21 protein-coding genes, 2 tRNA genes and 1 pseudogene are annotated in these 25,422 nt (G+C 42.2%); 1 reads left to right on the forward strand and 23 read right to left on the reverse strand.

Going from position 1 to position 25,422, the window contains the following annotated elements; all coding sequences use genetic code 11:
• The first annotated feature begins 205 nt into the window (after positions 1-205).
• Positions 206-667, forward strand: a complete 462-nt coding sequence (locus ACSVDE_RS10835; protein ID WP_439300906.1) for a hypothetical protein — start codon at positions 206-208, stop codon at positions 665-667.
• A gap of 245 nt (positions 668-912) precedes the next feature.
• Here ACSVDE_RS10835 and ACSVDE_RS10840 read toward each other — a convergent pair whose 3' ends face one another.
• From ACSVDE_RS10840 to ACSVDE_RS10950, 23 genes and pseudogenes are all read right to left on the reverse strand, one after another.
• Positions 913-1,659, reverse strand: a complete 747-nt coding sequence (locus ACSVDE_RS10840; RefSeq protein ID WP_439300907.1) for an amino acid ABC transporter ATP-binding protein — start codon at positions 1,657-1,659, stop codon at positions 913-915.
• A gap of 8 nt (positions 1,660-1,667) precedes the next feature.
• Positions 1,668-2,327, reverse strand: a complete 660-nt coding sequence (locus ACSVDE_RS10845) for an amino acid ABC transporter permease (protein WP_439300908.1) — start codon at positions 2,325-2,327, stop codon at positions 1,668-1,670.
• Between the two features lie 123 nt (positions 2,328-2,450).
• Positions 2,451-3,260, reverse strand: coding sequence for a transporter substrate-binding domain-containing protein (locus tag ACSVDE_RS10850; protein WP_439300909.1), 810 nt, complete (start codon positions 3,258-3,260; stop codon positions 2,451-2,453).
• A gap of 324 nt (positions 3,261-3,584) precedes the next feature.
• Positions 3,585-4,172, reverse strand: a complete 588-nt coding sequence (yihA, locus tag ACSVDE_RS10855; protein ID WP_439300910.1) for a ribosome biogenesis GTP-binding protein YihA/YsxC — start codon at positions 4,170-4,172, stop codon at positions 3,585-3,587.
• Complete coding sequence (lon, locus tag ACSVDE_RS10860) at positions 4,169-6,487, reverse strand: endopeptidase La (RefSeq protein ID WP_439300911.1); 2,319 nt, start codon at positions 6,485-6,487, stop codon at positions 4,169-4,171. The genes yihA and lon overlap by 4 nt, the downstream gene beginning before the upstream one ends.
• A 215-nt stretch (positions 6,488-6,702) precedes the next feature.
• Positions 6,703-8,370, reverse strand: a complete 1,668-nt coding sequence (gene lonB, locus ACSVDE_RS10865) for an ATP-dependent protease LonB (RefSeq protein ID WP_439300912.1) — start codon at positions 8,368-8,370, stop codon at positions 6,703-6,705.
• 213 nt (positions 8,371-8,583) lie between these two features.
• On the reverse strand, positions 8,584-9,861 hold the full coding sequence (gene clpX / locus ACSVDE_RS10870; protein WP_439300913.1) for an ATP-dependent protease ATP-binding subunit ClpX: 1,278 nt from the start codon (positions 9,859-9,861) through the stop codon (positions 8,584-8,586).
• Positions 9,862-10,194: 333 nt separating this feature from the next.
• Positions 10,195-11,490 carry a trigger factor gene (gene tig, locus ACSVDE_RS10875; RefSeq protein WP_439300914.1) on the reverse strand — a complete coding sequence of 432 codons (1,296 nt, stop codon included), beginning with the start codon at positions 11,488-11,490 and terminating at the stop codon, positions 10,195-10,197.
• A 94-nt stretch (positions 11,491-11,584) separates the two neighbouring features.
• Complete coding sequence (locus ACSVDE_RS10880) at positions 11,585-12,655, reverse strand: hypothetical protein (RefSeq protein WP_439300915.1); 1,071 nt, start codon at positions 12,653-12,655, stop codon at positions 11,585-11,587.
• A 169-nt stretch (positions 12,656-12,824) separates the two neighbouring features.
• Positions 12,825-12,901, reverse strand: a tRNA-Arg gene (locus ACSVDE_RS10885).
• A 187-nt stretch (positions 12,902-13,088) separates the two neighbouring features.
• Positions 13,089-13,162: transfer RNA gene (locus tag ACSVDE_RS10890), tRNA-Gly, on the reverse strand.
• Between the two features lie 85 nt (positions 13,163-13,247).
• A complete protein-coding gene (locus ACSVDE_RS10895; RefSeq protein WP_439300916.1) occupies positions 13,248-13,763 on the reverse strand; it encodes a metallophosphoesterase family protein in 516 nt (171 codons plus the stop codon).
• Positions 13,764-14,037: 274 nt separating this feature from the next.
• On the reverse strand, positions 14,038-14,631 hold the full coding sequence (locus tag ACSVDE_RS10900; protein WP_439300917.1) for an XTP/dITP diphosphatase: 594 nt from the start codon (positions 14,629-14,631) through the stop codon (positions 14,038-14,040).
• Positions 14,628-15,377: a ribonuclease PH gene (rph, locus tag ACSVDE_RS10905; RefSeq protein ID WP_439300918.1), complete on the reverse strand. Its 750-nt coding sequence runs from the start codon at positions 15,375-15,377 to the stop codon at positions 14,628-14,630. The genes ACSVDE_RS10900 and rph overlap by 4 nt, the downstream gene beginning before the upstream one ends.
• 143 nt (positions 15,378-15,520) lie before the next feature.
• Positions 15,521-16,603, reverse strand: a complete 1,083-nt coding sequence (locus ACSVDE_RS10910; RefSeq protein WP_439300919.1) for a GerMN domain-containing protein — start codon at positions 16,601-16,603, stop codon at positions 15,521-15,523.
• Between the two features lie 125 nt (positions 16,604-16,728).
• Entirely contained in the window at positions 16,729-17,523 is a 795-nt protein-coding gene (gene racE, locus ACSVDE_RS10915) for a glutamate racemase (RefSeq protein ID WP_439300920.1), read from the reverse strand.
• A 26-nt stretch (positions 17,524-17,549) separates the two neighbouring features.
• A complete protein-coding gene (locus ACSVDE_RS10920) occupies positions 17,550-17,966 on the reverse strand; it encodes a MarR family winged helix-turn-helix transcriptional regulator (RefSeq protein ID WP_439301980.1) in 417 nt (138 codons plus the stop codon).
• A 374-nt stretch (positions 17,967-18,340) separates the two neighbouring features.
• Positions 18,341-20,059, reverse strand: coding sequence for a phosphoenolpyruvate--protein phosphotransferase (ptsP, locus tag ACSVDE_RS10925; protein WP_439300921.1), 1,719 nt, complete (start codon positions 20,057-20,059; stop codon positions 18,341-18,343).
• Positions 20,059-20,328, reverse strand: a complete 270-nt coding sequence (locus ACSVDE_RS10930) for a phosphocarrier protein HPr (protein ID WP_439300922.1) — start codon at positions 20,326-20,328, stop codon at positions 20,059-20,061. Before ACSVDE_RS10930 ends, ptsP begins: the two co-directional genes overlap by 1 nt.
• A 15-nt stretch (positions 20,329-20,343) precedes the next feature.
• Positions 20,344-22,422 (reverse strand): glucose-specific PTS transporter subunit IIBC, encoded by a 2,079-nt coding sequence (gene ptsG / locus ACSVDE_RS10935; RefSeq protein ID WP_439300923.1) that lies wholly within the window; start codon positions 22,420-22,422, stop codon positions 20,344-20,346.
• A gap of 209 nt (positions 22,423-22,631) precedes the next feature.
• Positions 22,632-23,471, reverse strand: coding sequence for a glucose PTS transporter transcription antiterminator GlcT (gene glcT / locus ACSVDE_RS10940; protein WP_439300924.1), 840 nt, complete (start codon positions 23,469-23,471; stop codon positions 22,632-22,634).
• Positions 23,472-23,612: 141 nt separating this feature from the next.
• Positions 23,613-23,699 (reverse strand): annotated as a pseudogene (locus tag ACSVDE_RS10945) (helix-turn-helix transcriptional regulator); the annotation flags it as partial.
• A 20-nt stretch (positions 23,700-23,719) separates the two neighbouring features.
• Positions 23,720-25,282 (reverse strand): recombinase family protein, encoded by a 1,563-nt coding sequence (locus ACSVDE_RS10950; protein WP_439300925.1) that lies wholly within the window; start codon positions 25,280-25,282, stop codon positions 23,720-23,722.
• Positions 25,283-25,422 lie beyond the last annotated feature (140 nt).

Genomic DNA, 25,422 nt, shown 5'->3' on the forward strand with positions numbered 1-25,422 from the left:
AATCCATGAACGTAAGAAATGTGAACAGTGTTTGAAAGTCTTATGATAAGATAATTCTAGCACATGATTTCAGTATTCCCGAAAATGCTGAAAATAAATATGATACCTGACTCTATCAAGCCTCTATCCAACTATAATGTACCAAATTTCGTTCTTTTTCGCAAAAATCCAGCATAAGAGAAACCAATGACTAGAGGAGGAAATCATGAAACAAGGTGTTTTTCCAGGTACCCTGATTGCGGGTATCGGTCTGTATTTCTTATCTAAACAATGGGCAGTTCCTTTCATAGGAGAGATGGACCCACTGCCGGCATTCCTGCTGATCATCGGGATCGGCTTTCTGCTACAAAGAAAAGAACCGTATGCTCTTTTTTCAGGGGTTGTCATTTGTGGGATTGCGGTCCATTACTACGCAAGTGGTACAGTAAATAACTGGCCAGCGATTTGGGTCATCTATTTGTTAAGTATCGGAATCGGCTTCATCCTGCAATATAATAAGACGAAACAGAGCGGCATATGGCTAGGAGCTGCCTTGACAATTCTTGCGCTCCTCAGCTTATTCGCTGCAAACGCCACAGGTATCCTAGGAGAAATCGTCGCCTATACAGAGAGGTTCTGGCCAGTCATCTTGATCCTAGTAGGCGGGTACCTGATGAAGAAGAAATAAGGGAAGGTTGATTCTTGCTTAAGCAGTGCTTCTGGTTGGGTGAAAACTCGAAATTGCTCAAGTCACCACACCAGAGAGGCGTTTTGGTTGGGTGAAAACGTGAAATCGAGCAAGTCACCCCACTAAAGAGGCATTTTGGTTGGGTGAAAACGCGAAATCGAGCAAGTCACCCCACTAAAGAGAATCCTCCTGGCAATTTGATAAAAAAACGAGCTCAATCCCGATAGGATGAGCTCGTTTTTTACTTATAGTATAGAACTAAGGAAATCTTGTGTTCTCTTTTCTTTCGGATCGTTGAACAATTCTTGTGGATGACCGACTTCTACGATTCTGCCGTCATGCATATAAAACACCCAATCTGCGACTTCCTTCGCAAAGCCCATCTCGTGGGTTACAACGACCATGGTCATACCTTCCTTGGCCAGTTGCTTCATCGTAGAGAGAACCTCACCGACCAGCTCGGGGTCCAATGCAGAGGTCGGTTCATCAAAGAGCATGATATCCGGTTTCATCGCTAAAGCTCTTGCAATCGCAACACGCTGCTTTTGACCACCCGACAGCTTGGACGGATATACATTCGCTTTATCTGCAAGACCGACCTTATCCAACAATTCTTTTCCTTCTTGAATGGCTTTGGCTTTATTCATCCCTTTGACCATAGTAGGTGCTTCGATGACATTCTCCAATACCGTTTTATGGGGGAACAGATTGAAGTGCTGGAATACCATTCCGACCCTTTCTCGAACTTTGTTCAGATTATCGCTCTTCGGATCGATTTCCTTTTCTTCGATGATAATTTTTCCATCATTTTTGATTTCCAAGAAGTTGAGGCACCTTAATAACGTACTTTTACCGGAACCACTGGCTCCGATCAGGACGACCACATCATTCTCTTTGACAACCATATCAACGTCCTTCAATACATGTAAATCGCCGAATTTTTTATTTAGCTTCTCGATTTTGATCATTTCTCGTTTTTCGCTCAAATCCATTCACTCCTTTAATCGCTTGCTGATAGCTTGTTTTCCATGACACTTACGACTGCTGTCAGTAAGAATACGAGAATGAGATAGTAAACTGCAACGATCAAGAGATATGTCATGGAGTCAAAGTTGTTGGAACCTGCTGTTGTCGCCACATTGAAAAGCTCGTACATTCCAATGAAAGCAGCCAATGAGGAGTCTTTCAGACCGATGATGAATTGGTTGCCTAGTGGTGGCAATGCTCGACGGAATGCTTGAGGCAGAATGATTCTTCTCATCGTCAAAGCTGAGGTCATCCCGAGTGAACGACCAGCCTCCATTTGACCCTTATCAATTGATTGGATCGTCCCACGAAAGATTTCCGCAATGTATGCCCCGTTATGGAAAGCTAATGCGAGTGTTGCAGACCAAAAGCCTGAAATGTTCATCTCGGATAATCCGAAATAGAAGATGAAGATTTGAACGATCAATGGCGTACCACGAACAATATAAATGTAGATGTTTGCAATGACTTCAAGTACTTTTACCTTTGAAATCTTCAATAGTGCAAAAAATAATCCGATAAAAATTGCGATTAAGATCGAAACGGCCGTAACTTGTAACGTTAAGAGCATCCCTTTGAAGAATACAGGATAGCTCTCAATGAATGTTTGGAAAAAGTGTGAAAAACTTGGCAAAGTGTATCCTCTCCTTCAGCATCTGGTTAAGTTGCGAATTCAAAGTTAGTAAGCTAAAGATCTTATTAAGAAACGAATGTGCGCAAACTCTTTTGCGCACATTCTTGAATGGAAACAGATAGATTACTTACTTTCTTCTGGATCTGTTGTGATGTCTTCACCGAAGTACTTCTTACTCAATTCCTCCAGTGTTCCATTTTCACGTAGTTTTTCTAGTGCTGCGTTGATGTCTTCTAATAGTTTGTCATTTTCTTTCGCAACTGCGATCGCTTGCTCACTTCTACCAAGTAATTCTTTTGCAACAATATCAAATCCATTACCCATCGCTTCCTTACCGGTTACGAAATCGGTAATGACAGCATCATGCTTCCCATTACTTAGTGCTTCTAGAGCAGTAACGTCACTGTCATAAATCTTGATATTGTCTGTCAATTCTTCAGCTGTTTTTGCATATGTCGAACCTTTGGAAACAGCAATCTCTTTACCTTCTAAGTCCGCTTTCCCTTCAATATCACTATCTGGTCTTGTGAAAATTTGCGGTCCAGAATAGTAGTAAGGTGTAGAAAAGTCAACGGCTTGCTTACGTTCATCCGTTATCGTATGACTCGCTACCGCAGCATCGAATCGTCCCGTCTTGACACCTTCGACGATACTTGCGAATTTGAATTTCTGTTGATTCGGCTCTAATCCGAGTTCTTCCGCAACAGCTTGCGCGACATCGATATCAAAACCGGACATTTCACCTTCTGCATTGGTTGTACTGAACGGAGCAAATTCCCCGGATGATGCGAAAGTGAATTTACCATCTTCAGCGAGTTCGTAGTCACTGCCTCCCTCGCTTCCCCCTGCATTATCTCCTTCCGATCCGCCACATGCAGCCAGAAGCAATGAGAATGCTAATAACAATGTTGCCCATAGACTTAATTTTTTCATTCTGTTTTGACCCTCTTTCTACTGATTTTTTGGATACATCCACCGCGAGAAACATACAGTGATACTAAGGAACGCCCCTTAAAATGGTGAATCTTCCGACAATTACCACCATGTATGTATACCCTATTCTAAGGCTACATACACCTTTATTCTCTTTACCTCTGTACATTTCCCATATTTCTTAACTACGGTAAATCCCATTTTACTGGAAGTATCCATAACACTACCTTCTACATAAAAACAAAAAAACCTCCCTGTTTTTTAAAAACAAGGAGGTTCAGACCCTTCAAATAGGTCGAATGATGTATAAGAATGGCCTTCCTATTAAGACCTCAAATAGCTTTCAATGGTAGACCATACTTTTTCTTTCCCATAAGAAGTTTCAGATGAGAAAACTAGAATCGGATCGTCTTTATCCAACTGTAGCGTTTCTTTGATTTTTTTGACATGCTGTTGATGTTTCCCTTTTGGAACCTTATCCGCTTTTGTGGCAACGACGATGACCGGGATATCGAAATGTCTCAGCCAGTCGTTCATCAGCTGATCGTCCTTTGATGGTGCATGACGGATATCGACCAACAGTACGACTGCCTTCAAATCTTCACTCTCCATCAGATACTGTTCAATCATACGTCCCCAAGCATCACGTTCTTTTTTCGATACTTTTGCAAAACCATAACCCGGAACATCCACAAAGTACATGATGTCATTCAACAAGTAAAAGTTGAGGGTCTGGGTCTTACCTGGTTTCTGAGACGTTCTCGCAAGGCTTTTGCGGTTGATCATCTTGTTGATGAAGGATGATTTCCCTACATTCGATCGTCCTGCCAGTGCAATCTCTGGCTTCTGGTCGTTTGGATATTGTTCTTTTTTTACTGCGCTGATGATGAGCTCAGCTGTATTGATTTTCATTCTTTTTCCCCTATCAATGCTTCTTTTAATACTTGATCCAAATGTGAGACAGGTACGAAGGTTAGATCCTTCTTCACACTATCCGGAATATCGTCCAAGTCTTTCTTATTCTCTTCAGGATAAATGATTTTTTCTAGACCTGCCCTGTGGGCACTCAATGTCTTTTCCTTCAGGCCACCGATCGGCAACACTCGACCTCGGAGTGTGATTTCACCGGTCATTCCGACTTCTTTTCGTACAGGACGGTTCGTTAGAGCCGAAATAAGCGCAGTCGCCATCGTTATACCTGCAGATGGTCCGTCTTTCGGTGTAGCACCCTCTGGTACGTGTATGTGGATATCATTCTTCTCAGAGAATTCTGGATCGATGTTCAGTTCCTCCGCTCTTGAACGGATATAACTGAAGGCTGCTTGAGCAGATTCCTTCATCACATCTCCCAGCTTACCAGTCAGGGTGAGTTTACCTTTTCCAGATGAGACGGAAACCTCAATCGACAGTGTGTCTCCACCTGCTGTCGTATAAGCGAGACCGGTTGCTGCCCCGATCTGGTCTTCTACTTCTGCTTGACCGTACCGGAATTTCGCTTTTCCAAGATAGTCTTCAATATTTTTTTCGGTAATGATGACGCGTTTCTTATCACCCGACACGATCTGCTTCGCTGCTTTCCTGCAAAGGGAAGCAACTTGCCGCTCCAAGTTACGGACACCTGCTTCACGTGTATAACGGCGAACGACTTCCAGAATCGCTTCATCGCGAATTTGTACCTTCCCTTTCGTCAAACCGTGTGCTTCTGTTTGTTTCGGAACGAGGTACTGTTTGGCGATATGAAGCTTTTCGACTTCGGTATATCCTGCAATCTGGATCAATTCCATACGATCGAGCAATGGACCTGGAATTGTTGAGATGTTGTTCGCAGTCGTGACGAAAAGTACTTTCGATAGGTCATAAGGCTCTTCAATGAAATGATCACTGAACGTATTATTTTGTTCAGGGTCAAGCACTTCCAGTAATGCAGAGGATGGATCGCCACGGAAGTCATTGGACATTTTATCGATTTCATCCAGAAGGAATACTGGATTGACGTAACCTGCTTTTTTCATCCCCTGGATGAGGCGCCCAGGCATTGCACCGACATACGTTCTGCGGTGACCTCTGATTTCTGCTTCGTCCCGCACTCCACCTAGTGAAATACGGACAAACTTACGTCCTAACGTACGAGCAATCGATCGTGCAAGGGACGTCTTTCCGACTCCAGGAGGACCTACTAGACAAAGAATCGGTCCCTTCAATGAATCCGTCAGCTGTTGCACAGCCAAATATTCAAGAACACGCTCTTTGACTTTTTCCAACCCGTAGTGATCTTCATTTAAAATGGTTTCTGCATGATGGATGTCCAGATTATCTTCTGTTTGTTCCACCCAAGGAATCGTCAGCAACCAATCGATATAGTTTCGGATCACAGAACTTTCCGCAGAGGTTTGAGGCATCTTTTCATAGCGGTCCAGTTCCTTCAACGCCGTTTCCTTCACGTTTTCAGGCATTTGGGAGTCTTCGATCTTTTCTTTCAGAGAGGTTACCTCTCCGGCTTTCCCTTCTTTGTCGCCGAGCTCTTTTTGGATCGCTTTCATCTGCTCACGTAGATAGTACTCTTTCTGTGTCTTTTCCATTGATTTCTTGACACGTTGACCGATTTTTTTCTCCAGTCCGAGTACTTCTTTTTCGTTATTCAAGATCTTGATGATTTTATTCAATCGTTCTTTGATTTCTAACGTTTCTAGAATTTCTTGCTTCTGCTTGATTTTAAGCGGCAGATGAGAGGATACGACATCAGCAAGTCTGCCCGGCTCTTCAATATCTTGTACGGATGCGAGCGTTTCGGCCGTCACTTTTTTCGAAAGGTTTATGTACTGTTCGAAATATTGAAGCAGCATTCGCATCAATGCCATTTCTTCGGAATCCGCTTCCTGTCGTTCTTCAATCAGTTCTACATTAACTGCCATATATTCTTCCTGCTCATTGAACTGATGGATTTTTCCACGTTGAAGACCTTCAACAAGCACTCGGATGGTTCCGTTTGGAAGCTTCAGCATCTGATTGACCTTTACAAGCGTCCCCATATGATAAATTTCATCTTCCGTTGGTTCTTCTATGGCCACTTCTTTTTGAGTGGATAAAAAAATCTGTTGATCTTCCATCATCACCTTTTCCAATGCCTGGACAGATTTCTTCCGACCTACATCCAGATGGAGGACCATGCTTGGATAGACAAGCAGGCCTCTGAGTGGCAACAATGGGATTTCTCTAGTTTGAGCCATAGAAACACACCTCCAAATTCTATTTCAATCACCCTATAAACCGGCTTCGATTATGTATGTGATTATAGGTATTTCATCTTATCAATTTTACCCGTAATTCATTGGTTTGTCTAATGAGACACAACCTTCTTTACCACTAGAATCGTACACATAAACTCACACACATTTATTATGTACAATACCTTCTGGACCTATCGACAAAAAAAGCCCTCACCTCAGACAACCTTCGGTGAGGACTCCTGTGCTGAAATTTCTTCCACTCTTTCTTTGTGATACTGACCTTTGAACACTTGTTCCAGGACTTCTTCGAGGTGTTCGACGTACTTGATTTCTATCCCCTGGATTTCTTTCAGAATCGATTGCTGATTTTCTTTCGGTACGAAAACCGTTTTGACGCCAGCTTGGCTTGCAGCAGATACCTTCGCGAAGACACCGCCGACCGGCTTCACTTTTCCGTGGATGCTGATTTCTCCAGTCATTGCAATTGTATTATCCACTGCTATCCCTTTGATAGCTGAGTAGATCGCAGTCGCAATCGCGATACCTGCAGATGGTCCGTCAACTGGCGCACCACCTGGGAAATTGATGTGGATATCGTAGTTGTTCGCTGGCACGCCCATTCTTCTTAGCACAGTGAGCACGTTTTCTACTGAGCTCTTCGCAAGACTTTTCCTGCGGATCGATTTCGATTGGCTGCCGATGCTCTCTTCCTCTACGATTCCCGTAATCATGATCGATCCTTTTTCTTTAGACGGGATGACGGTCGCTTCAAGCTCAAGAAGCGCCCCAGTATTTGGTCCGTAAACAGCTAGACCATTGATATATCCGACACGTGGAACGGTATGGATTTTCGATTCCATTTTCGGTGAAAGCTGGCTGGAATGGAGCACCCATTCGATGTCCTCTTTCGTCAGGTTGTTCCGATCTTCTGTAATGGCTAATCCAGCCGCAATCTGCACGCTATTAACCGCTTCACGACCATTTCGAGCATATCGGGATAAGAGTTCTAATGCATCCTCTTCTATTGTAAAACTGATTTTTTCTACTGCACGCTTGGCAATTCGAACGATATCATTAGACGAGAGTTCTTTGAAAAAGATCTCCAGACAGCGAGAACGGATTGCAGGAGGAATCTCATCTGGTGTCCGAGTCGTCGCACCAATCAGACGGAAATCCGCCGGCAGTCCATTTTGGAATATATCATGGATGTGTTGAGGGATCTGATTGTTTTCCTCACTATAATAAGCACTCTCCAAGAACACTTTCCGGTCCTCAAGTACTTTGAGAAGCTTGTTCATTTGAATCGGATGCAGTTCCCCGATTTCGTCAATGAAAAGGACGCCGCCATGGGCATTCGTTACTGCACCTTGTTTCGGTTGAGGGATTCCCGCTTGTCCCATCGCTCCGGCTCCTTGATAGATCGGGTCATGGACCGAGCCAATGAGTGGATCTGCGATACCACGTTCGTCGAATCGAGCAGTTGTTGCGTCGAGTTCAACGAATACAGCAGTAGGGCGGAATGGTGAGCGTTTGTTTTTCTTCGCTTCTTCCAGGACGATACGAGCAGCAGCAGTCTTCCCTACCCCTGGAGGTCCATACACGATGACGTGCTGCGGGTTAGGTCCGCATAACGCTGCTTGGAGTGCACGGATCCCTTCGGCTTGACCGATGATTTCATCGAAGCGGGATGGCCGTACTTTTTCCGATAAAGGCTCACTAAGCGAAATGCTCCTGAGCTTTCTCAACTGATCCATTTCTTTACGGGATTCTTTATCTATAGAGACTTTCTGTGTTCGCTGGTTCCTCAATAAGTTCCAAAAGTATAGCCCGATGATGACACCAAAGAATAGTTGGATGATTAACGCGATTCCTGTCCAACTCATGCTTTCCCCTCCTGTATGTATGTTGATTATCCACTAGTATCTCCGAGCATGGGGCGGACTAAACGTTCAGATTTGGCAAAGAGTCAGATGAAGTTGGGACAGAAGGAGCTATTCATTACTATCGACAGGATTTTTTCCATTGATAGGGATGAATACCTACTTATACGTAAAAAAAAGCATCCCCATGTTGGGGATGCTTTTAGCATACAATGATCATGCACTTTCTTTTGGTGTTTCCTTCTTACCTTCCACCACTGTTCCATCTTCAAGAACAAGTTGTGGTGCGACTTTATCAGCAACCGTTTCTGCCGTGATGACACATTTGCTGATTTCTTCACGTGAAGGCAGATCGAACATGACATCAAGCATGATGCCTTCAATGATCGAACGCAATCCACGTGCACCTGTTTTACGCTCGATCGCTTGCTTCGAGATCTCACGAAGTGCATCTTCTGTGAATTCAAGTTCTACATCGTCAAGCTGCAAGAGCTTTTTGTATTGTTTGACAAGAGCGTTCTTCGGCTTCGTCAAGATTTCAACAAGTGCTTCCTCATCCAGTGGAGTCAAGCTTGCTGTTACTGGAAGACGACCGATGAATTCTGGAATCAATCCGAAACGGAGCAAGTCTTCAGGCAATACTTTAGATAGGTATTCGCCTGTTTTCAAGTCTGCTTTTTCAGAAGTTTCCGTACCGAATCCGATGACCTTCTTACCAAGACGGCGTTTTACGATCTGTTCGATGCCATCGAAAGCACCACCACAGATGAACAAGATGTTCGTCGTATCGATCTGGATGAATTCTTGATGAGGATGCTTACGTCCACCTTGTGGAGGAACGCTTGCGACTGTTCCTTCCAAGATCTTCAGTAACGCCTGCTGGACACCTTCACCAGATACGTCGCGTGTAATAGATGGGTTCTCGGATTTACGGGCAATCTTATCGATTTCATCAATGTAGATGATTCCACGCTCTGCTTTTTCCACATCGTAGTCTGCAGATTGGATCAACTTAAGTAGGATGTTCTCGACATCTTCACCAACATAACCCGCTTCAGTAAGAGATGTAGCATCCGCAATCGCGAACGGAACATTCAAGATACGCGCAAGAGTTTGTGCGAGTAACGTCTTACCGCTACCAGTAGGTCCGATCATGGCGATGTTACTCTTTGCAAGCTCAACGTCATCCGCTTTCTTAGAAGCATTGATACGCTTATAGTGGTTATAAACGGCTACTGAAAGAGATTTCTTCGCTTGATCCTGACCGATGACATAATCGTCAAGGATTTGTCGGATTTCTTGCGGCTTCGGTACATCCTTGAACTCCACATCTTCTTCAGTGCCGAGCTCTTCTTCTACGATTTCTGTACAAAGTTCGATACATTCATCACAGATATAGACACCTGGTCCTGCAACCAGTTTACGTACTTGGTCTTGTGTTTTACCACAAAAAGAACACTTCAATTGTCCTTTTTCTTCGTTAAATTTAAACATCTAATCACCCCTAAGAATGGTTTGGATGAATTGTTACTTTTAGTTATTTGTCATCATGTGTTTTTTACACATTGAAACATTTCCAATATGTGTTGAGTAACAAAACGTTCTTTTGATGAAACTATTTTATGTATACGATTTTATCACGAAGAAACGTAAAACAAAAACAATAAAGCTTTTAGTATGTCAAAAGTTTGCTGGTGATATGTATCAGTATAGTCATATTTCCTTAATGCGATTCCTCTAAACCAAAATATTTATTTTTTTGGTTATTTGTTACAAAACAAGGCACGAATAATCGCGCCTTGTTCTGTAATCAATCTTTCTTATATCTTATGCAACAGTCTTGCTGTTCTCTACAAGAAAATCAATTGCTTTACGTACCTTCAAGTCACCTTTCAATAGGTCAGGTCCGCCTTGCATTGCAAGCATCTGTTTCATTTTGTCAGTTTCCATTTGGTACATTTCAGCCATCTTTGTGATTTCTTCTTCAACTTCTTCGTCGCTCACTTCGATGTTCTCTGTTTCAGCAATCGCTTCAAGAGTCAAGTTTGTACGAACACGCTTTTCAGCGTCTTCTTTCATTTGCTCTTTCAATTGATCTTCTGAAGTTCCAGAGAATTGATAGTACATGTCAAGGTTCATACCTTGCATTTGAAGACGTTGGTCGAATTCTTTCATCATACGATCCAATTCGCTCGTTACCATCGCTTCTGGCACATCGATTTCTGCGTTTTCAGTTGCTTTTTGAACGAGTTGATCTTTCATTTCGTTCTCAGCTTGAGTTGATTTTTCCTCTTGAAGACGATTTTTGATCTTTGTCTTCAACTCATCAAGCGTTTCAACTTCTTCATTTGCATCCTTTGCAAACTCATCGTCAAGCTCAGGAAGCTCAAGTTGCTTGATTTCGTGGATTTTCACTTTGAAAGTAGCTTCTTTACCTGCAAGCTCTTCTGCATGATACTCTTCAGGGAACGTTACAACAACGTCTTTTTCTGCTCCTGCTTCTTCCCCTTCAATCTGCTCTTCGAATCCAGGGATGAATGAACCAGAACCGATTTCTAGAGAGTAGTTCTCAGCAGTTCCGCCTTCGAATGCTTCTCCATCAACATATCCAGCAAAGTCGATGACAACCGTGTCACCACTTTCTACTTTACCTTCTTCTTTAACTGAAAGTTCAGCGTGTTTCTTTTGCATTTCAGTCAATTCGTTTTGAACATCTTCGTCAGTCACTTCAGTGTCTTGCTTTTCTACTTCAAGACCTTTGTAGTCTCCAAGCTTGACTTCCGGTTTTACCGTTACAGTCGCTTTGAAGATCAAGTTCTTGCCTTTTTCCATTTGCTCGATGTCAACGTCTGGTTGATCAACAGGCTCGATTCCTGTTTCTTCAATTGCTTGACTATAAGCGCTTGGAAGTAGGATATCCAATGCATCTTGGTAAAGAGCTTCTACACCGAAACGCTTTTCGAACATAGAACGAGGTACCTTACCTTTACGGAATCCAGGTACGTTCACTTTCTTAACGACCTTTTTGAATGCTTGGTCTAAAGCTTCGTTGACACGTTCTGCATCAACATCAATGGTTAATACACCTTGGTTGCCTTCTTGTTTTTCCCATTTTGCACTCATGACTAAATTTCCCTCCAACATTTATCTTCTTAAAACTTCATTAACGTTCAAATGAGTTTACAACCACTACATTATAACACATGAACACTGGTTTTCAACTATTCGGCTGATCATCGGGTAATCCGATGTCTTTCATCGAAATACGCTCTATTTCAAGGATTTTTTCAACCACTTGTTCAACAGATGCTTCTTTCAAAGAAAAGGCTACCTGTAGCTCATCACTATCAAACTCGATGCCATTCATTCGATGTGCAACTTCCAACACACCAACTGCCCATAGTTGTTCGTTCAAAGGCTCGGGTTGGAATGGGTAGATCATAAATAAGTAATGGTCCCAAATTTGTACAGCCATCTCCATTAACGTAGGATTGTTCTGTTCTAATTCGTGAACGATGATCTTTTTGACTAGACGGTAAAATTGTCCGTCCGGTATGTCATGAAGTTCACTCGGTTTAACATCCATTGTTTTTCCGAATTTATGTATGTGGACCGTTTCATTTGCTTCGCCATCCTTCAACATCTGTAAGACGATCGTTTTCAATGAAGGATTTGCATCAGGATATGTAAGGTATTTCTTCAATTCTGTTCGTATGGTCGGGTGGTTTGGATCCTCAATGGACTGGACGGCTTGCCATTGTTGTTTGGAATCCTCGGACTTCAGCTGCTCTGCCAGTCGCTCCAACTCGTTTTGGGAAATGGACTTCGGCATGCTCTCATATGTCTCATCGTTATTGGAATCCTCTTCAGCCATTTTTCTACTGAAATAGAGTAATTGGTAGAAGTTTTCAGCCATTTGAGGTGGCAAGCTATTCTCCTGTATGACTGCTTCCAATATGTCGACCACTTCTTCATAATCTGCAAGTTGGATCAGAATCGATATGTATATTTGTAGAACATCGTAATATTCCCCGATATCCTTTTTCAATATCTCATCACACTTGATCTTGGCCTCTTGCAAATGACCTAATTCGACCAAACTTAAGACAACACCTATGTTTCCTTGCGGATGATCAGGTTCCATCTCAATCAATTGCTGGAAGTAATCCAGCGATTCTTTGAACTTTTTTTGTTTAAGGGCTGACATTCCTTTATTCACAAGCTTAGCAGTAAGGTTTGGGAAGTAAACGATTTTGCTGTCACGCGGCCCTTTACGGTGTTTTTCCAATTCAATCTCCCCGCTTTTCAATCGCTTAAAGCAAGTTTAGCAGTTTAATCTTGTAAAAACAAATGTAACCTTTCCCCTAGTATTACCATGTGTCTTTACATATAAAATGTCGTACAAAAAAACGCTTCCCTTCTTTTCTATGAAGAAGAAAGCGTCAATATGTATGAGATGGCGTCCCAGGAGCGATTCGAACGCCCGACCGACAGCTTAGAAGGCTGTTGCTCTATCCTGCTGAGCTACTGGGACTTAATAAAAGATATAAAACTAAATTCAAATCCTGTCCCTTCCTCTACAAGTATCTCATTTGTAGTCTATCCGTCGGGACAACTCGTTGTGAATACTCGATGCTTCGCTCGTTGCTGAGCTACTGGGACTTAATAATAAGATATAAAACTTGTTTCAAATAAAAAAGGACTTGATCTAGTTGTATAAATGGAGCGGGTGATGGGAATCGAACCCACGACCAGAGCTTGGAAGGCTCTTGTTTTACCACTAAACTACACCCGCGCATCAATCAGCGACAATAATTAATATATCGCATATCAACCAAAATGTCAAAGACTTTTTTAGGGTCGTGGGGGGCCCAATCCATTTATAAATGATACTCTTTTGAGAGTTCGGTCAACTCATTTCCATTGAATTCAAAGAAACGAACTTTGATATGACTTCGATCTTTGCATTCACAAATCGCATACGTCTTTTCCCTTCGACCACGAGGTAAACGGATGCTGCCGGGATTGACGAAGACGGTGCCATTCTTCTCAAATGATTCTGCCACATGGGAATGACCGAAGAAAGCAAGGTCTGCGTCATATTCCTCTGCCTTATAAGCCAGATTCATATACGACATTTTGACATTGTACAGATGACCATGTGTGACAAAGAGTCGGAATCCCTGTTCCTCCACGAGTATCTCGTTTGGAAAATCATCATGACCAAGATCCATGTTGCCCTGTACATTATGGAAATGACGAAGATGTTCATGGTCTGATTCCAACTCTGAATCACCACAATGAATCATCACATCTACCTGATTTTTGTGTAACTCCTGGATTTCCTTAAGTTCTTTTGATAGTCCATGACTGTCACTTACGACTAAGACATTCATTTTAAGGTCCTCCTTTTTAAAAAACGTTGTTTTTGCAGTCTTTGTTACCTTGAAAGTCGTTGATTTCCGATCCAGGATGCTCGCTTTCCGCGGGGCGTGCGGTGAGCCCACTCGTCGCTTTACGACATTGATTGGTCTCACCTGTCCCGCTGATCCCGCAGGAGTCTCGCACCTTGCTCTCCAATCAACTTGCACTAGGTGATTATTAAAAGCAACAATCTTTTAGAAGAGAGCCTTAATAAAAATACCAACGTTAAATTATAATCAATATAAATTAGAAGATATCATCCCACTGATTACGTAGCTTTTTCAAAGCATTGGATCGGTGACTGATTTTGTTCTTTTCTCCAGGTTCGAGCTGAGCCATCGTCTTATTTAAAGAAGGGACATAAAAGATCGGATCATATCCGAAACCATGCTCCCCTATTTTCTCTTCAGTAATGACACCTTCACAAGTGCCTTTCACGATACTTGTCTCTTTCCCTGGTTGGGCGATCGCTAAAACTGAAACAAAGCGCGCTGTACGTTCAGACTCATGAACTGACTTCAATTCATAAAGCACTTTATCCATATTTGCTTGATCGTCTTTCTCTTCTCCCGCATATCGCGCGGAGTATACTCCTGGTCTTCCATCTAAAGCATCAATGACCAGACCAGAATCATCAGCGATCACAGGCTGATTGAAACGTTCAGCGATGGCTTCAGCTTTGATCGTCGCGTTTTCTTCAAACGTTGTACCGGTTTCTTCGATCTCATCGTGAAAATCAAGGTCACGTAATGAAACGACGGACACGTTGAACTCCTCGAACATCGAGCGAAACTCTTTTACTTTTCCTTCATTATGGGAAGCTATAATGATTTCCTTCATGATTGCGGATCACCAATCGAATGCTGAATGTCACCAAGTGCTTCTTTCTGGATATCAATTAGTTCTGTAATTCCTTTGTCTGCTAGTTCAAGTAATGTTTGAAGCTGCTTATAAGAGAAAGTCGCTTCTTCCCCCGTACCCTGTAATTCAACGAATTCCTTCGCTCCCGTCATGATGACGTTCATGTCCACAAGTGCCTTGGAATCCTCTTCATAACAAAGGTCCAGAATTTCGCCCAATTCAGATGCTACACCTACAGAAGTTGCGGCGATGAATTCTTTGATCGGCATTTTCTTGATTACACCTTGCTCAACGAGACCATTAAAAGCAATCGCCATCGCAACAAATGCTCCTGTAATACTTGCTGTTCGTGTACCACCGTCTGCCTGGATGACGTCACAATCGATCCAACAAGTACGTTCTCCCACTGCATCCAAGTCAACCACTGATCGCAGTGCACGTCCAATCAATCGTTGGATTTCCATTGTCCGTCCTGAAACCTTGCCTTTACTGGATTCTCTGATGTTCCGCTGCTCTGTCGCTCTTGGTAGCATGGAGTATTCGGCTGCAATCCAGCCCTTTCCTTGATTTCTCATGAATGGCGGTACGCGTTCCTCGATACTCGCGTTACAAATCACCTTCGTATCCCCTACTGAAATTAAGACCGATCCTTCTGGGTGTTTGACGTATTCGGTTTCTATATGTATGTTTCTCAATTGATCGTTTGATCGTCCATCCGTACGCATATCGCTTCCTCCTCTATGTTTCGAACACTATCGGTTAGTATGACCAACTTCAACTAAAATTTTCGAGAACTTCATCCTTTACATAGGAAAAAGGCGGCTATAATAACCGCCTCAGTTCTTACTTATGGTAACATATTTATATTTTAAAATTCTACTTTATTCACATTAACAGGTCTTGAGACAGGTTCTGTCAGTTTCTTGCCTTCCTCGTTCATTACTTCACTTTTTCCATCCACTTTCACTAAGACTTTATCGACACCTGCAATCTCAGTGAGTGACAAGACGAGAGAATTCAAGACCGCATCCGAGATCGCTGTGTTACTCTGTTCACTCAAGATCGCTTCATTGAAATTCAACGTCACGACTCCATCCTCTTCGACTGGAGCACTGACTAGTTCAACCGTGTTTCGGAAGTCTGTGAGTAGGCCGGATTGAAGCGCTGGCCCGTTCAACAACTCGTCAACGGTTGTTTTCACTAGATTGTCTTTTCCAGAAACGACTCTTGTGACAGGCACATAATAATACTCCTTACCATTCTGACCGATGAAATAGACCGTGACTGTCTGACTACCTGTGACATCGACAACGCCATTTGTCTCAATGTTGATTCCGTCTGACCGACTGACGCTATCCCCGATCGGTGTTTGGTTGACCGGCATCACTTTTTGGTCGATACCATTGATACGAATTTTTACTGCTGATACATTATCAAATTGAGTAAGCGTGTACGTTAAGGATTGGAGGATCTTCTGCTCATCTTCTGGAGCATACTCTTTGAACTCCTCTGAAAAATCGACGACTGCAATGCCTTGATCAATGTTCACATCCAACACTTCAGTTCCCGCTGGTAAAACGGCTCTCATGCCATTCGGGATCATGTTCGATACTTTACCATCTTTGACGAGATGCTCGACAACCTCTTTTGCCGGTTCTTGTGATAATGGCAAGTTCATCGTCTGAGGGACAACCAGCCCATTTTCATCAATTAAGTATACTTGCAATTGTTGAGCGTCTGTCGCTCCTGCTGGTGCATCTTTTCCATGAGCCATTGCATCCTTGTCTTCCCCATTCTCATCAAGTGACTCCCCATCTTCAAGGTAATTCACTTCTTGAGGTGGATCGATTTCATTATTTGTTTTTTCCGTTAACAGTCCACATCCTGAAGTTCCGATTAATAGGCCTGTTAAAAGAGAGATGAATACGATTCTTCTCTGCTTTTTTCTCATTCCTTTCCCTCCCACAGTGGTTTGTACTACTATATATACGAGCTATTCGCCCGATTAGACCAACTTGTATTATTTTAGAAAATGGAATGTAAAAAAAAAGAGCATCCCACAAAGGGAATGCTCTACTACAATTCGATATGTTCAATGTACTTGACGCTTTGGTCAAACCACTCTCTCGAAAGTCTATTGAAAATCTCACTAGATCCAGTCGTAAAAAACCGGTGTTCAGGCATTTGATCATCTGTATTCAGCAAATCGTTATAATACAAAATCGTACTTACCTCCCGAGCGGTTTCCGCACCAGATGATATGATCGTTACGTCGACACCCATGACGTCTTTAATCACTGGCATCAAGATCGGATAATGTGTACAGCCTAATATGAGGGTATCGATCGGCAGTTTCATAAGCGGTGCAAGCCGTTCATAAACGACTCGTTTCGTATTTTCTTCATGAAGCATCCCGCTTTCGACTAATGGTACGAATTCAGGACACGCCAAACTATGGACGTTCACCTTACTATCTATGTTATGCAACGCTTGCACATAGGCTTTACTATGGATGGTTCCCTCTGTGCCAATGACCCCGATTTCCCGGTTCATCGTAACTTTGATAGCAGCTCGTGCGCCAGGATGGATGACACCGACCACGGGAATCTCTAAGGATTGTTGGGCTTCTTCCAATACAGCTGCAGTCGCTGTATTGCAAGCAATGATCAACAGCTTGATATCCTTCTCCAATAAATAATCAATCATATTCCATGTAAAAGTCCGCACTTCTTCTAATGGACGCGGTCCGTATGGACAGCGGATCGTATCACCTAAATAATAGATTTTCTCTTTGGGCAGCTGCCGCATCACTTCTCGAGCGACCGTCATACCACCTACGCCAGAATCAATAATTCCAATCGGTCTTTTCAAGTAAACCCCTCAATTTCTATGTATGTCTAGTTCGGATGATACATATCCATCTTGTCATACAGCAGATGCAGACTTTGATGGAGGTTTTCGATCTCTTGATCCGAAAACTGTTCGGTCAACTCTTTTAAATAATTCTGTCTTCGCTTGATGACCTCTTCTATTATTTCGTACCCTTTATCGAGTTTCTGTATGCGGACGACGCGACGGTCTTTCGGGTCCCGAATCCTTTGTACGAGACCGTTCTTTTCCATACGGTCGATCAGATCCGTCGTTGTACTGTAGGCGAGGTACATTTTATTGGATAAATCACCGATTGTCATTTCATTTTGTTCAAACAACCATTGTAATGCAACGAATTGTGGTGGGGTAATTGAGAAATCGTTGAGGATTTCTCTCCCTTTTTGTTTAATATGTGCTGAAATCATTCTTAATGCTTTTTCCATTTCATTGATTTTTTCTTGTTTTAAATCCAAAGACGTAACCTCCTGAACATACTGTTACATCTATTTTGATTGGTTTAGTCGTATTTTTCAACTTTTATTATTTTGTCCTTGCAACTATCGTGGAGAATCAAAGGCTTTCAGTCCTTCATTTTAGTAATATCTCCATTTGAGGGATAGATTCAGCCGCTTTCTATCCTTCATTTCAGGGAAACCTCTATTTGAGGGATAGAATCAGTCACTTTCTGTCCTCCATTTCAGGGAAACCTCCATTTGGGGGATAGATTCAAGGCTTTACGATTCGCCTAATCTCCAAAATCACAATATGACGGTACAAAAAAACGCCTGACTCCTACTTTAGAGTCAGGCGGCTTTCTTTATTTCAAAAAATGCTCTTGTACGTATTCTTTTACTTTTTGATCAGAATCCATTTCAAGGATGGCTTCAATATGAGAAGCGATCGTCTCTTTGCTCAACTTTAGAAGCTGTGAACGTGCTGGCAGGATGGATGTCGCACTCATGCTGAATTCATCCAGTCCAAGTCCGAGTAAAATCGGAATCGCGATTTCGTCTCCAGCCATTTCACCACACATACCAGCCCATTTGCCTTCCTTGTGTGCCGCTTCAATGACACTTTTAACAAGACGTAAAATCGCCGGGTTGTATGGTTGATAAAGGTAGGAAACCTGCTCATTCATCCGGTCAGCAGCCATCGTGTATTGGATGAGATCGTTCGTTCCGATACTGAAGAAATCCACTTCTTTGGCAAAAATGTCAGCCATGACTGCAGTAGAAGGAATTTCGACCATCATACCAATCTCAATCGCATCAGAAACTTCCACATTTTCCGATTGAAGCTTTTCTTTCTCTTCCATCAAAATTGCTTTTGCTTGGCGGAATTCGTCCAATGTAGCAATCATCGGGAACATGACTTTCAAGTTTCCTAACGTACTTGCTCTAAGCAGCGCGCGCAATTGAGTACGGAAAATATCTTGCTGATCAAGGCACAACCGAATCGCTCGGTAACCGAGGAATGGGTTCAGTTCCTTCGGAAGGTTCAAGTAAGGAAGCTCTTTATCTCCTCCTACATCCAGTGTTCGGATGACAACTGGCTTCCCTTCCATTTGTGAAAGGACCTCTTTATAAGCTTCGAATTGCTCTTCTTCTGTCGGCAATTGGTCACGGTTCATGTAAAGGAACTCTGTGCGGTATAGACCGATTCCTTCTGCACCGTTATTCAACACACCAGGAAGATCCTTCGGTGTCCCGATATTGGCTGCCAACTCCACGTGTACATCATCAGAAGTGACCGTACGCTCGTTGACGAGCTTCGCCCATTCCTTTTTCTGCTCGAGAAATTGGTTCCGTTTCTCTTCATAAGTGGATCGCTCTTCTTCGGTAGGATCGATGATGACCTCACCATCAATACCATCAATGATGACGATCGTTCCATTCTCGACAGAGTCGGTGATCGTTTTGGTTCCGACAACAGACGGAATTTCCATGGAGCGCGCCATGATTGCGGAGTGGGAAGTACGTCCTCCGATATCTGTTGCAAATCCTTTGACGAATTGGCGGTTCAATTGTGCTGTATCAGAAGGCGTCAAGTCATCGGAAATGATGATCACTTCGTCCGTAATCATACTTGGCGTATTGAATTCAACTCCCATAAGATGAGCTAAAATACGCTTTCGAACATCACGGATGTCTGCTGCTCTTTCCTTCATATATTCGTTGTCCATATTTTCAAACATGGAGATGAACATACCTGTGACTTCATCAAGAGCGAATTCTGCGTTGACGTTCTTTTCGTTGATTTTCTTTTTCACATTATCGATCAGTTCTGGGTCTTGCAAGACAAGAAGATGGGCAGCAAAGATTGCTGCCTTATCTTCTCCAAGTTCTTTTTCAGCATGGTCTTTGATCGCTTCAAGTTCATTCTTCGATTTTTCAATCGACTCTTGAAACCGTTCGACCTCTTGAGCTGGATTTTCAACCACTTTTTTCTCGACGTCAAGAGCTGGATTTTCAAGTCTGAATGCTTTTGCGATCGCAATCCCAGCTGATGCGCCGATACCTGTAATGCGTTGACTCATTACTCAGCCAGTCCTTCTTCCTTCAAAAGATTGCTGAGTGCAGACAATGCGTCTTCTTCATCATTTCCGTCTGCCTTGATTGTGATTTCAGAACCTTGCTGAATACCCAGGGACATGACACCCATGATCGACTTCAAGTTTACTGCTTTTTCTTTATGGACCAATTCGATTTCTGAACTGAACTGCCCTGCTTTATTGACCAATGTAGTTGCTGGTCTTGCGTGAATTCCTGACTCACTTGTTACTGTGAATGTTTTTTCTGCTGCCATAATGCATCTTCCTTTCTATTTTTCAATTGAGATGATGTCTTCTTCACCGTGGTCTACAGATCCAGACTTCTCTATTGTTACTTTTTCTCCATCTTGAAGATTTGTAAACACGATCGGTGTAATTGTTGATTTTGCATGTTCAGCAATGTAGTCAATATCTGCTTTCATCAGCTCTTGACCTTGCTTCACTTCATCACCTTGCTCAACCATTACTTCGAATCCTTCTCCCTTGAGGTTGACCGTATCAATACCGAAATGGATCAGGATTTCTCTTCCATCGGTCGTTTCCAATCCAATCGCGTGCTTGGTTGGGAATACGTTCATGACCTTCGCATCAGCTGGCGAAACGACTTTGCCATCTGATGGCTTGATCGCGAATCCGTCACCCATCATTTTTCCAGAGAACACTTCATCTGGTACTTCAGTGATCGGAAGGAGCTCCCCTTTGATCGGAGCTACAATCGAAGCTTTTTTCGCATCGATATCTGTTGCAAGTGCTTCTGGACTTACGTCTTCAATCTGCTCTTGAACTTCTTCTTCAGGGTTCGTTTCCACTTTACGCGGGCGTTTACCCTTCATGATGTCTTGCATTTGCGATTTGATGGAGTCGGATCGAGGACCAAAGATTGCTTGAATATTGTTCCCTACTTCCAATACTCCAGATGCACCTAATTTTTTCAATCGGTTCTTATCGACTTGCTTCACATCGTTGACGGAAACACGTAGACGCGTGATACAAGCATCCAAGTGAGAGATGTTCTCTTGTCCACCAAGTCCTTCAAGGATGTTATATGGAAGATCATCAGCTTCACCAACTGGTGAGCCATCTTCATCGTCTTCTTCAACATCTTCGCGTCCAGGCGTCATCAAGTTGAACTTACGAATCGCAAATCGGAATCCGAAGTAGTAGATGACCGCAAAGACCAATCCTACCGGAATGACTAGCCACCAGTTGGTTTGCGGGTTGATGACACCGAACAGGATGAAGTCAATCAAACCACCTGAGAATGTCATACCGATTTTGACATCTAACAAGTGCATCGTCATGAATGACAAACCAGCAAAGATCGTATGGATACCGAACAATACGGGTGCTACGAATAGGAATGAGAATTCAATTGGTTCAGTAATACCAGTCAAGAAAGAAGTCAATGCTGCAGAAGCCATGATCCCTGCTACGACTTTCTTACGTTCTGGTCGTGCTTCATGATAGATCGCAAGTGCTGCAGCTGGTAATCCGAACATCATGAATGGGAATTTACCTGTCATGAATGTTCCTGCAGTCAAGTTTTCAACACCATCTTTAATTTGTTCGAAGAAAATACGTTGGTCACCACGTACGAGCTCCCCAGCTTCATTCGTGTAAGAGCCAAATTCAAACCAGAACGGTGCGTAGAAAATGTGGTGCAGTCCGAATGGAATCAACGCACGCTCAATCACACCGAATACGAAAGCGGAAAGGGTCAAGTTCGCATGAACCATGTTTTGTGAGAACGCGTTCAAGCCATCCTGCACTGGTGGCCAAATGAATGTCATGATGATTCCGAGTATGACTGCACTTGCTGCAGTTGCGATCGGAACAAAACGTTTCCCAGCGAAAAATCCTAAGTAAGAAGGCAATTCAATATTGTAAAATTTGTTGTACATATAAGCGGCTACGATACCGAGTATGATACCGCCGAATACCCCAGTCTGTAATGTGGGGATCCCTAGGACAAGTGCAAAAGCCGGATCGACATTTTCCCCCGTCACATCTGCAATTTCCAGACCTTCAATCACGCTCATCGTGACATTCATGATCAAGAATCCTACAGTTGCAGCAAGACCTGCTACTCCATCACCACCGGCTAATCCGATGGCCACCCCAACAGCGAAGAGTAAAGCCAAGTTTCCGAATATGATTCCACCAGCCGATTCCATGACTGAAGCAATCAGTACCATCACGTCATTCTCTAAGAATGGCGCCATTTTAAGTAACGTTGGGTTTTGCAATGCATTACCAAACGCAAGGAGCAGTCCTGCTGCTGGTAAGATCGCAACCGGAAGCATCAATGCTTTACCGACTTTTTGTAACGTACCAAACGCTTTTTGCATTCTCTTTACCTCCATTGACAGTTTTTATAGTTTCACAATAAAAAAGAATACGTTTACATCATTGTGCTAGCAGGTGTTAAGAAAAATAAAAAAGGCATGAGTAAAGAACGAAACACAGCTAAAAAATAGGTTCCCCCATTTTCTGTATTTCAACCTTCTTCACTCATGCCTGATCGAATCAGTAACACGTAAAGTTCGTGTATTCTTTTTTATTGAGATGAAAGCCTTTGCAAATGCATTGTTAGATAAACTGCTTCAGCATCTGAAACCGTCTTACCTAACTGACGTTGCAATACTTTCATTAGTTTCCAAGCAGTATTGTAGCACACCGGGTATTCTTCTTTCAAGACTTTTGCTAATCGATCTTGATTCCCGACTTGTTCTCCTGATTCGATTCTGTTGATGCCCCGACGGAGATGTTGGATCAACCGCATGTAATTGATGCTGCTTTTATCAATCGAAATCTCTAATTGTTGCTCGATCATTTGAATCAGCGTATTCATCAATTGGGAGTACCTGTTGATCTCGGAAAGAGAACGGTTGGTTGCTGCACTGTGTAGGTGAAGGGCGATGAAACCTATTTCGCCATCAGGTAAGTGCACATCCAGGTGCGCTTCGATCATTTTGACAACCTCTTCCGCAGCCGAATATTCCTTCGGATACATCAATTGCGTCTCTTTCAGGAACGGATTGACGATGTCCAGCCCTTGCTGAACTCTTTTTATGGCAAAGGCTATGTGATCCGTCAATGCGATATGGATGTGTTCATCGAACTTGACACCCAATTTTTGCTCGCTGTATTGGATGATGTCGTTCATGACTAGAATGATGGATTCATCAACTTGTGCGACGAGCTGCTTATACTGATGTTGTTTCTCCTCATCCTTCATCACATAGAGCTTGTCCGCATCAGAGGATTCCAGCTGATCGCCCGCTTTTTTGGAAAAACCGATTCCTTTTCCAATCAACACAGCTTCTTGTTCATCTGGACTCTGCGCGATGACCACATTATTATTGAGTACTTTAAGTATTGTATAATGGGCAACCATGTCATGCCATTCCTTTCAAACAAAACAACCTTATGAAACGTCAACATCATACCGAATCCAACCGGTAACGTCAACTTTTATGCTAAAACCTTACAACAACAAAAAAAGAGCGGCTTTCACCTTTATGAAAGCCGCAAACCTCTAAATTTCCAACTCGCCAAGCCGCAGTAGCTCGACGACAGCCTGGGAGCGCCCCTTGACACCTAACTTCTGCATCGTATTCATGATGTATTTTGAAACACAACAAACTAATCCAAGAAAGTGTAAATTTCCACACTTTGATCAGGCATTATGACTAACTTTTCTATCAGCCGTTTTAACGTTAAGTGAAGATCATCAAAGCTCTCATATGATAAAGTTTGTAACTCTACAAGTGCATCTCTAATATTTTGCTTGTACTGCTCATGGTCTTCTCTTCTAGAAAGTTTATCTTCAATACTTTCCATCTTTTTATTTAGGTTAGAGATTTCTCTTTCATAATGTTTTTTTTCAAACTGATATTGTTTTTCATCAAGTTCATTTTTCATCCTTTGCTTTCTCAACTCAAACAGGAACATCCTATTCTCTTCCAATGAACTTTCTATACGAGTTTTTTCCTTATTATTAAGGATGTGATTTGCTTCACCTTGTTGTATTTTAGTCTTCTCCAATTCTTTATCAATGTCAATTCTGGATTTTAATTTTTGTGCAACCTCTTCAATTACAGAATCTCTAAAATCATAGTAAGGAATATAATTGTTATTATCACAACCCTTTTCCCCTAGCCTTCTCCGCTTAGAACAAATTAAATAACGGTATTCCTTACCATCTTTCAGATTTTTTCCATTTTTGCTCTTCATTGTGACCATACTCGAATTACAACTACCACAAAAAATAAATCCGCCAAAAACATTGACTTTTTGTCTTGGACCTCCTCTTTTTCCTCCACTACGTCTCCTTCGAATTTCTTGTGCAGCTTCAAATAACTGATCATCAATTATTGGATCCCAATTCTTCTCTTCGTTACGATTCCATAACTCTTTAGAATTAAGTTTTTGTACTTTTTTTCTATTGGTCATATTACTTAAATCATCATAAACCTTAACAACTGCAAATTTGTTATAAACGTTTCTTCCTGTATACGCTTCATTGGTAAGTATTCTGTTTATAGAGCTGATACCCCAAAGTCCATCTTTAGGTGAGGGAATTCCTTCATTGTTTAGGCATTTTACAATACTCTTTTCACCCATATTTTGGTGAACATATAAATGAAATATTCTTTGTACAATCTCTGCCTTTTCATTTATAACTAATGTTTTGCTAGAATCCGTTTTCTTTTTTGTGTATCCATATGGAGCAAAAGAACCAGTAAAGTTTCCTCGTTTTGCTGATTGTCGTTTGCCTCTTCGAGTTGATAAGGAAATTTGTTCTGCTTGTTGTTGGGCCATCATAGAAAATAAAGTGAATTTCATTTCCCCTTGGTCGATTTTTGAGTCATAATTTTCTTCTATTGATATCAGTCTGATACCAAGTGCATCGACGAGTTTACGCTTTAAGTTCAATGCATCAAGTTGATCACGGGAAAAACGAGAAATAGAAGCAAAAATCAATGTATTAAACTTTTTATTTTCTGCATCTTTAATCATTCGTTGAATTTCTGAACGTCCTAAAATATTTGTACCAGATGATCGATCTTCATATGTGTATATAATATTAAGGTTCTCTTTAATAGCTTTTTCTTCACATACCATTCTTTGATGTTCTGGCGAATCTTTTTGTGTTGCTTTTAATGTTGATACACGAACATAACTTGCGGTAATGTCGTTTTTCATAAGCATCTCCTTTAACATTGACAAAGCCCTAGTCATTATGTCTAGGGCTTTGTTGTTACTAATATTCTAATGAGTATCATCTTACTTAGCAATAGCTTTTTTTACTGTGGAGTCAACAAGTTCTTTAATGATTTCATCTG

Source organism: Pseudalkalibacillus sp. Hm43 (genome assembly GCF_051842935.1).
Lineage (GTDB): Bacteria > Bacillota > Bacilli > Bacillales > Fictibacillaceae > Pseudalkalibacillus.

Bases quoted from the DNA above. Each gene is read 5' to 3' on its own strand.
- ACSVDE_RS10835 (WP_439300906.1), top strand. From the start codon at position 206: ATGAAACAAGGTGTTTTTCCAGGTACCCTGATTGCGGGTATCGGTCTG.
- ACSVDE_RS10840 (WP_439300907.1), bottom strand. From the start codon at position 1,659: ATGGATTTGAGCGAAAAACGAGAAATGATCAAAATCGAGAAGCTAAAT.
- ACSVDE_RS10850 (WP_439300909.1), bottom strand. From the start codon at position 3,260: ATGAAAAAATTAAGTCTATGGGCAACATTGTTATTAGCATTCTCATTG.
- yihA (WP_439300910.1), bottom strand. From the start codon at position 4,172: ATGAAAATCAATACAGCTGAGCTCATCATCAGCGCAGTAAAAAAAGAA.
- lon (WP_439300911.1), bottom strand. From the start codon at position 6,487: ATGGCTCAAACTAGAGAAATCCCATTGTTGCCACTCAGAGGCCTGCTT.
- lonB (WP_439300912.1), bottom strand. From the start codon at position 8,370: ATGAGTTGGACAGGAATCGCGTTAATCATCCAACTATTCTTTGGTGTC.
- clpX (WP_439300913.1), bottom strand. From the start codon at position 9,861: ATGTTTAAATTTAACGAAGAAAAAGGACAATTGAAGTGTTCTTTTTGT.
- tig (WP_439300914.1), bottom strand. From the start codon at position 11,490: ATGAGTGCAAAATGGGAAAAACAAGAAGGCAACCAAGGTGTATTAACC.
- ACSVDE_RS10895 (WP_439300916.1), bottom strand. From the start codon at position 13,763: ATGAATGTCTTAGTCGTAAGTGACAGTCATGGACTATCAAAAGAACTT.
- ACSVDE_RS10900 (WP_439300917.1), bottom strand. From the start codon at position 14,631: ATGAAGGAAATCATTATAGCTTCCCATAATGAAGGAAAAGTAAAAGAG.
- rph (WP_439300918.1), bottom strand. From the start codon at position 15,377: ATGCGTACGGATGGACGATCAAACGATCAATTGAGAAACATACATATA.
- ACSVDE_RS10910 (WP_439300919.1), bottom strand. From the start codon at position 16,603: ATGAGAAAAAAGCAGAGAAGAATCGTATTCATCTCTCTTTTAACAGGC.
- ACSVDE_RS10920 (WP_439301980.1), bottom strand. From the start codon at position 17,966: ATGGAAAAAGCATTAAGAATGATTTCAGCACATATTAAACAAAAAGGG.
- ptsP (WP_439300921.1), bottom strand. From the start codon at position 20,059: ATGAGTCAACGCATTACAGGTATCGGCGCATCAGCTGGGATTGCGATC.
- ACSVDE_RS10930 (WP_439300922.1), bottom strand. From the start codon at position 20,328: ATGGCAGCAGAAAAAACATTCACAGTAACAAGTGAGTCAGGAATTCAC.
- ptsG (WP_439300923.1), bottom strand. From the start codon at position 22,422: ATGCAAAAAGCGTTTGGTACGTTACAAAAAGTCGGTAAAGCATTGATG.
- glcT (WP_439300924.1), bottom strand. From the start codon at position 23,471: ATGGTTGCCCATTATACAATACTTAAAGTACTCAATAATAATGTGGTC.
- ACSVDE_RS10950 (WP_439300925.1), bottom strand. From the start codon at position 25,282: ATGAAAAACGACATTACCGCAAGTTATGTTCGTGTATCAACATTAAAA.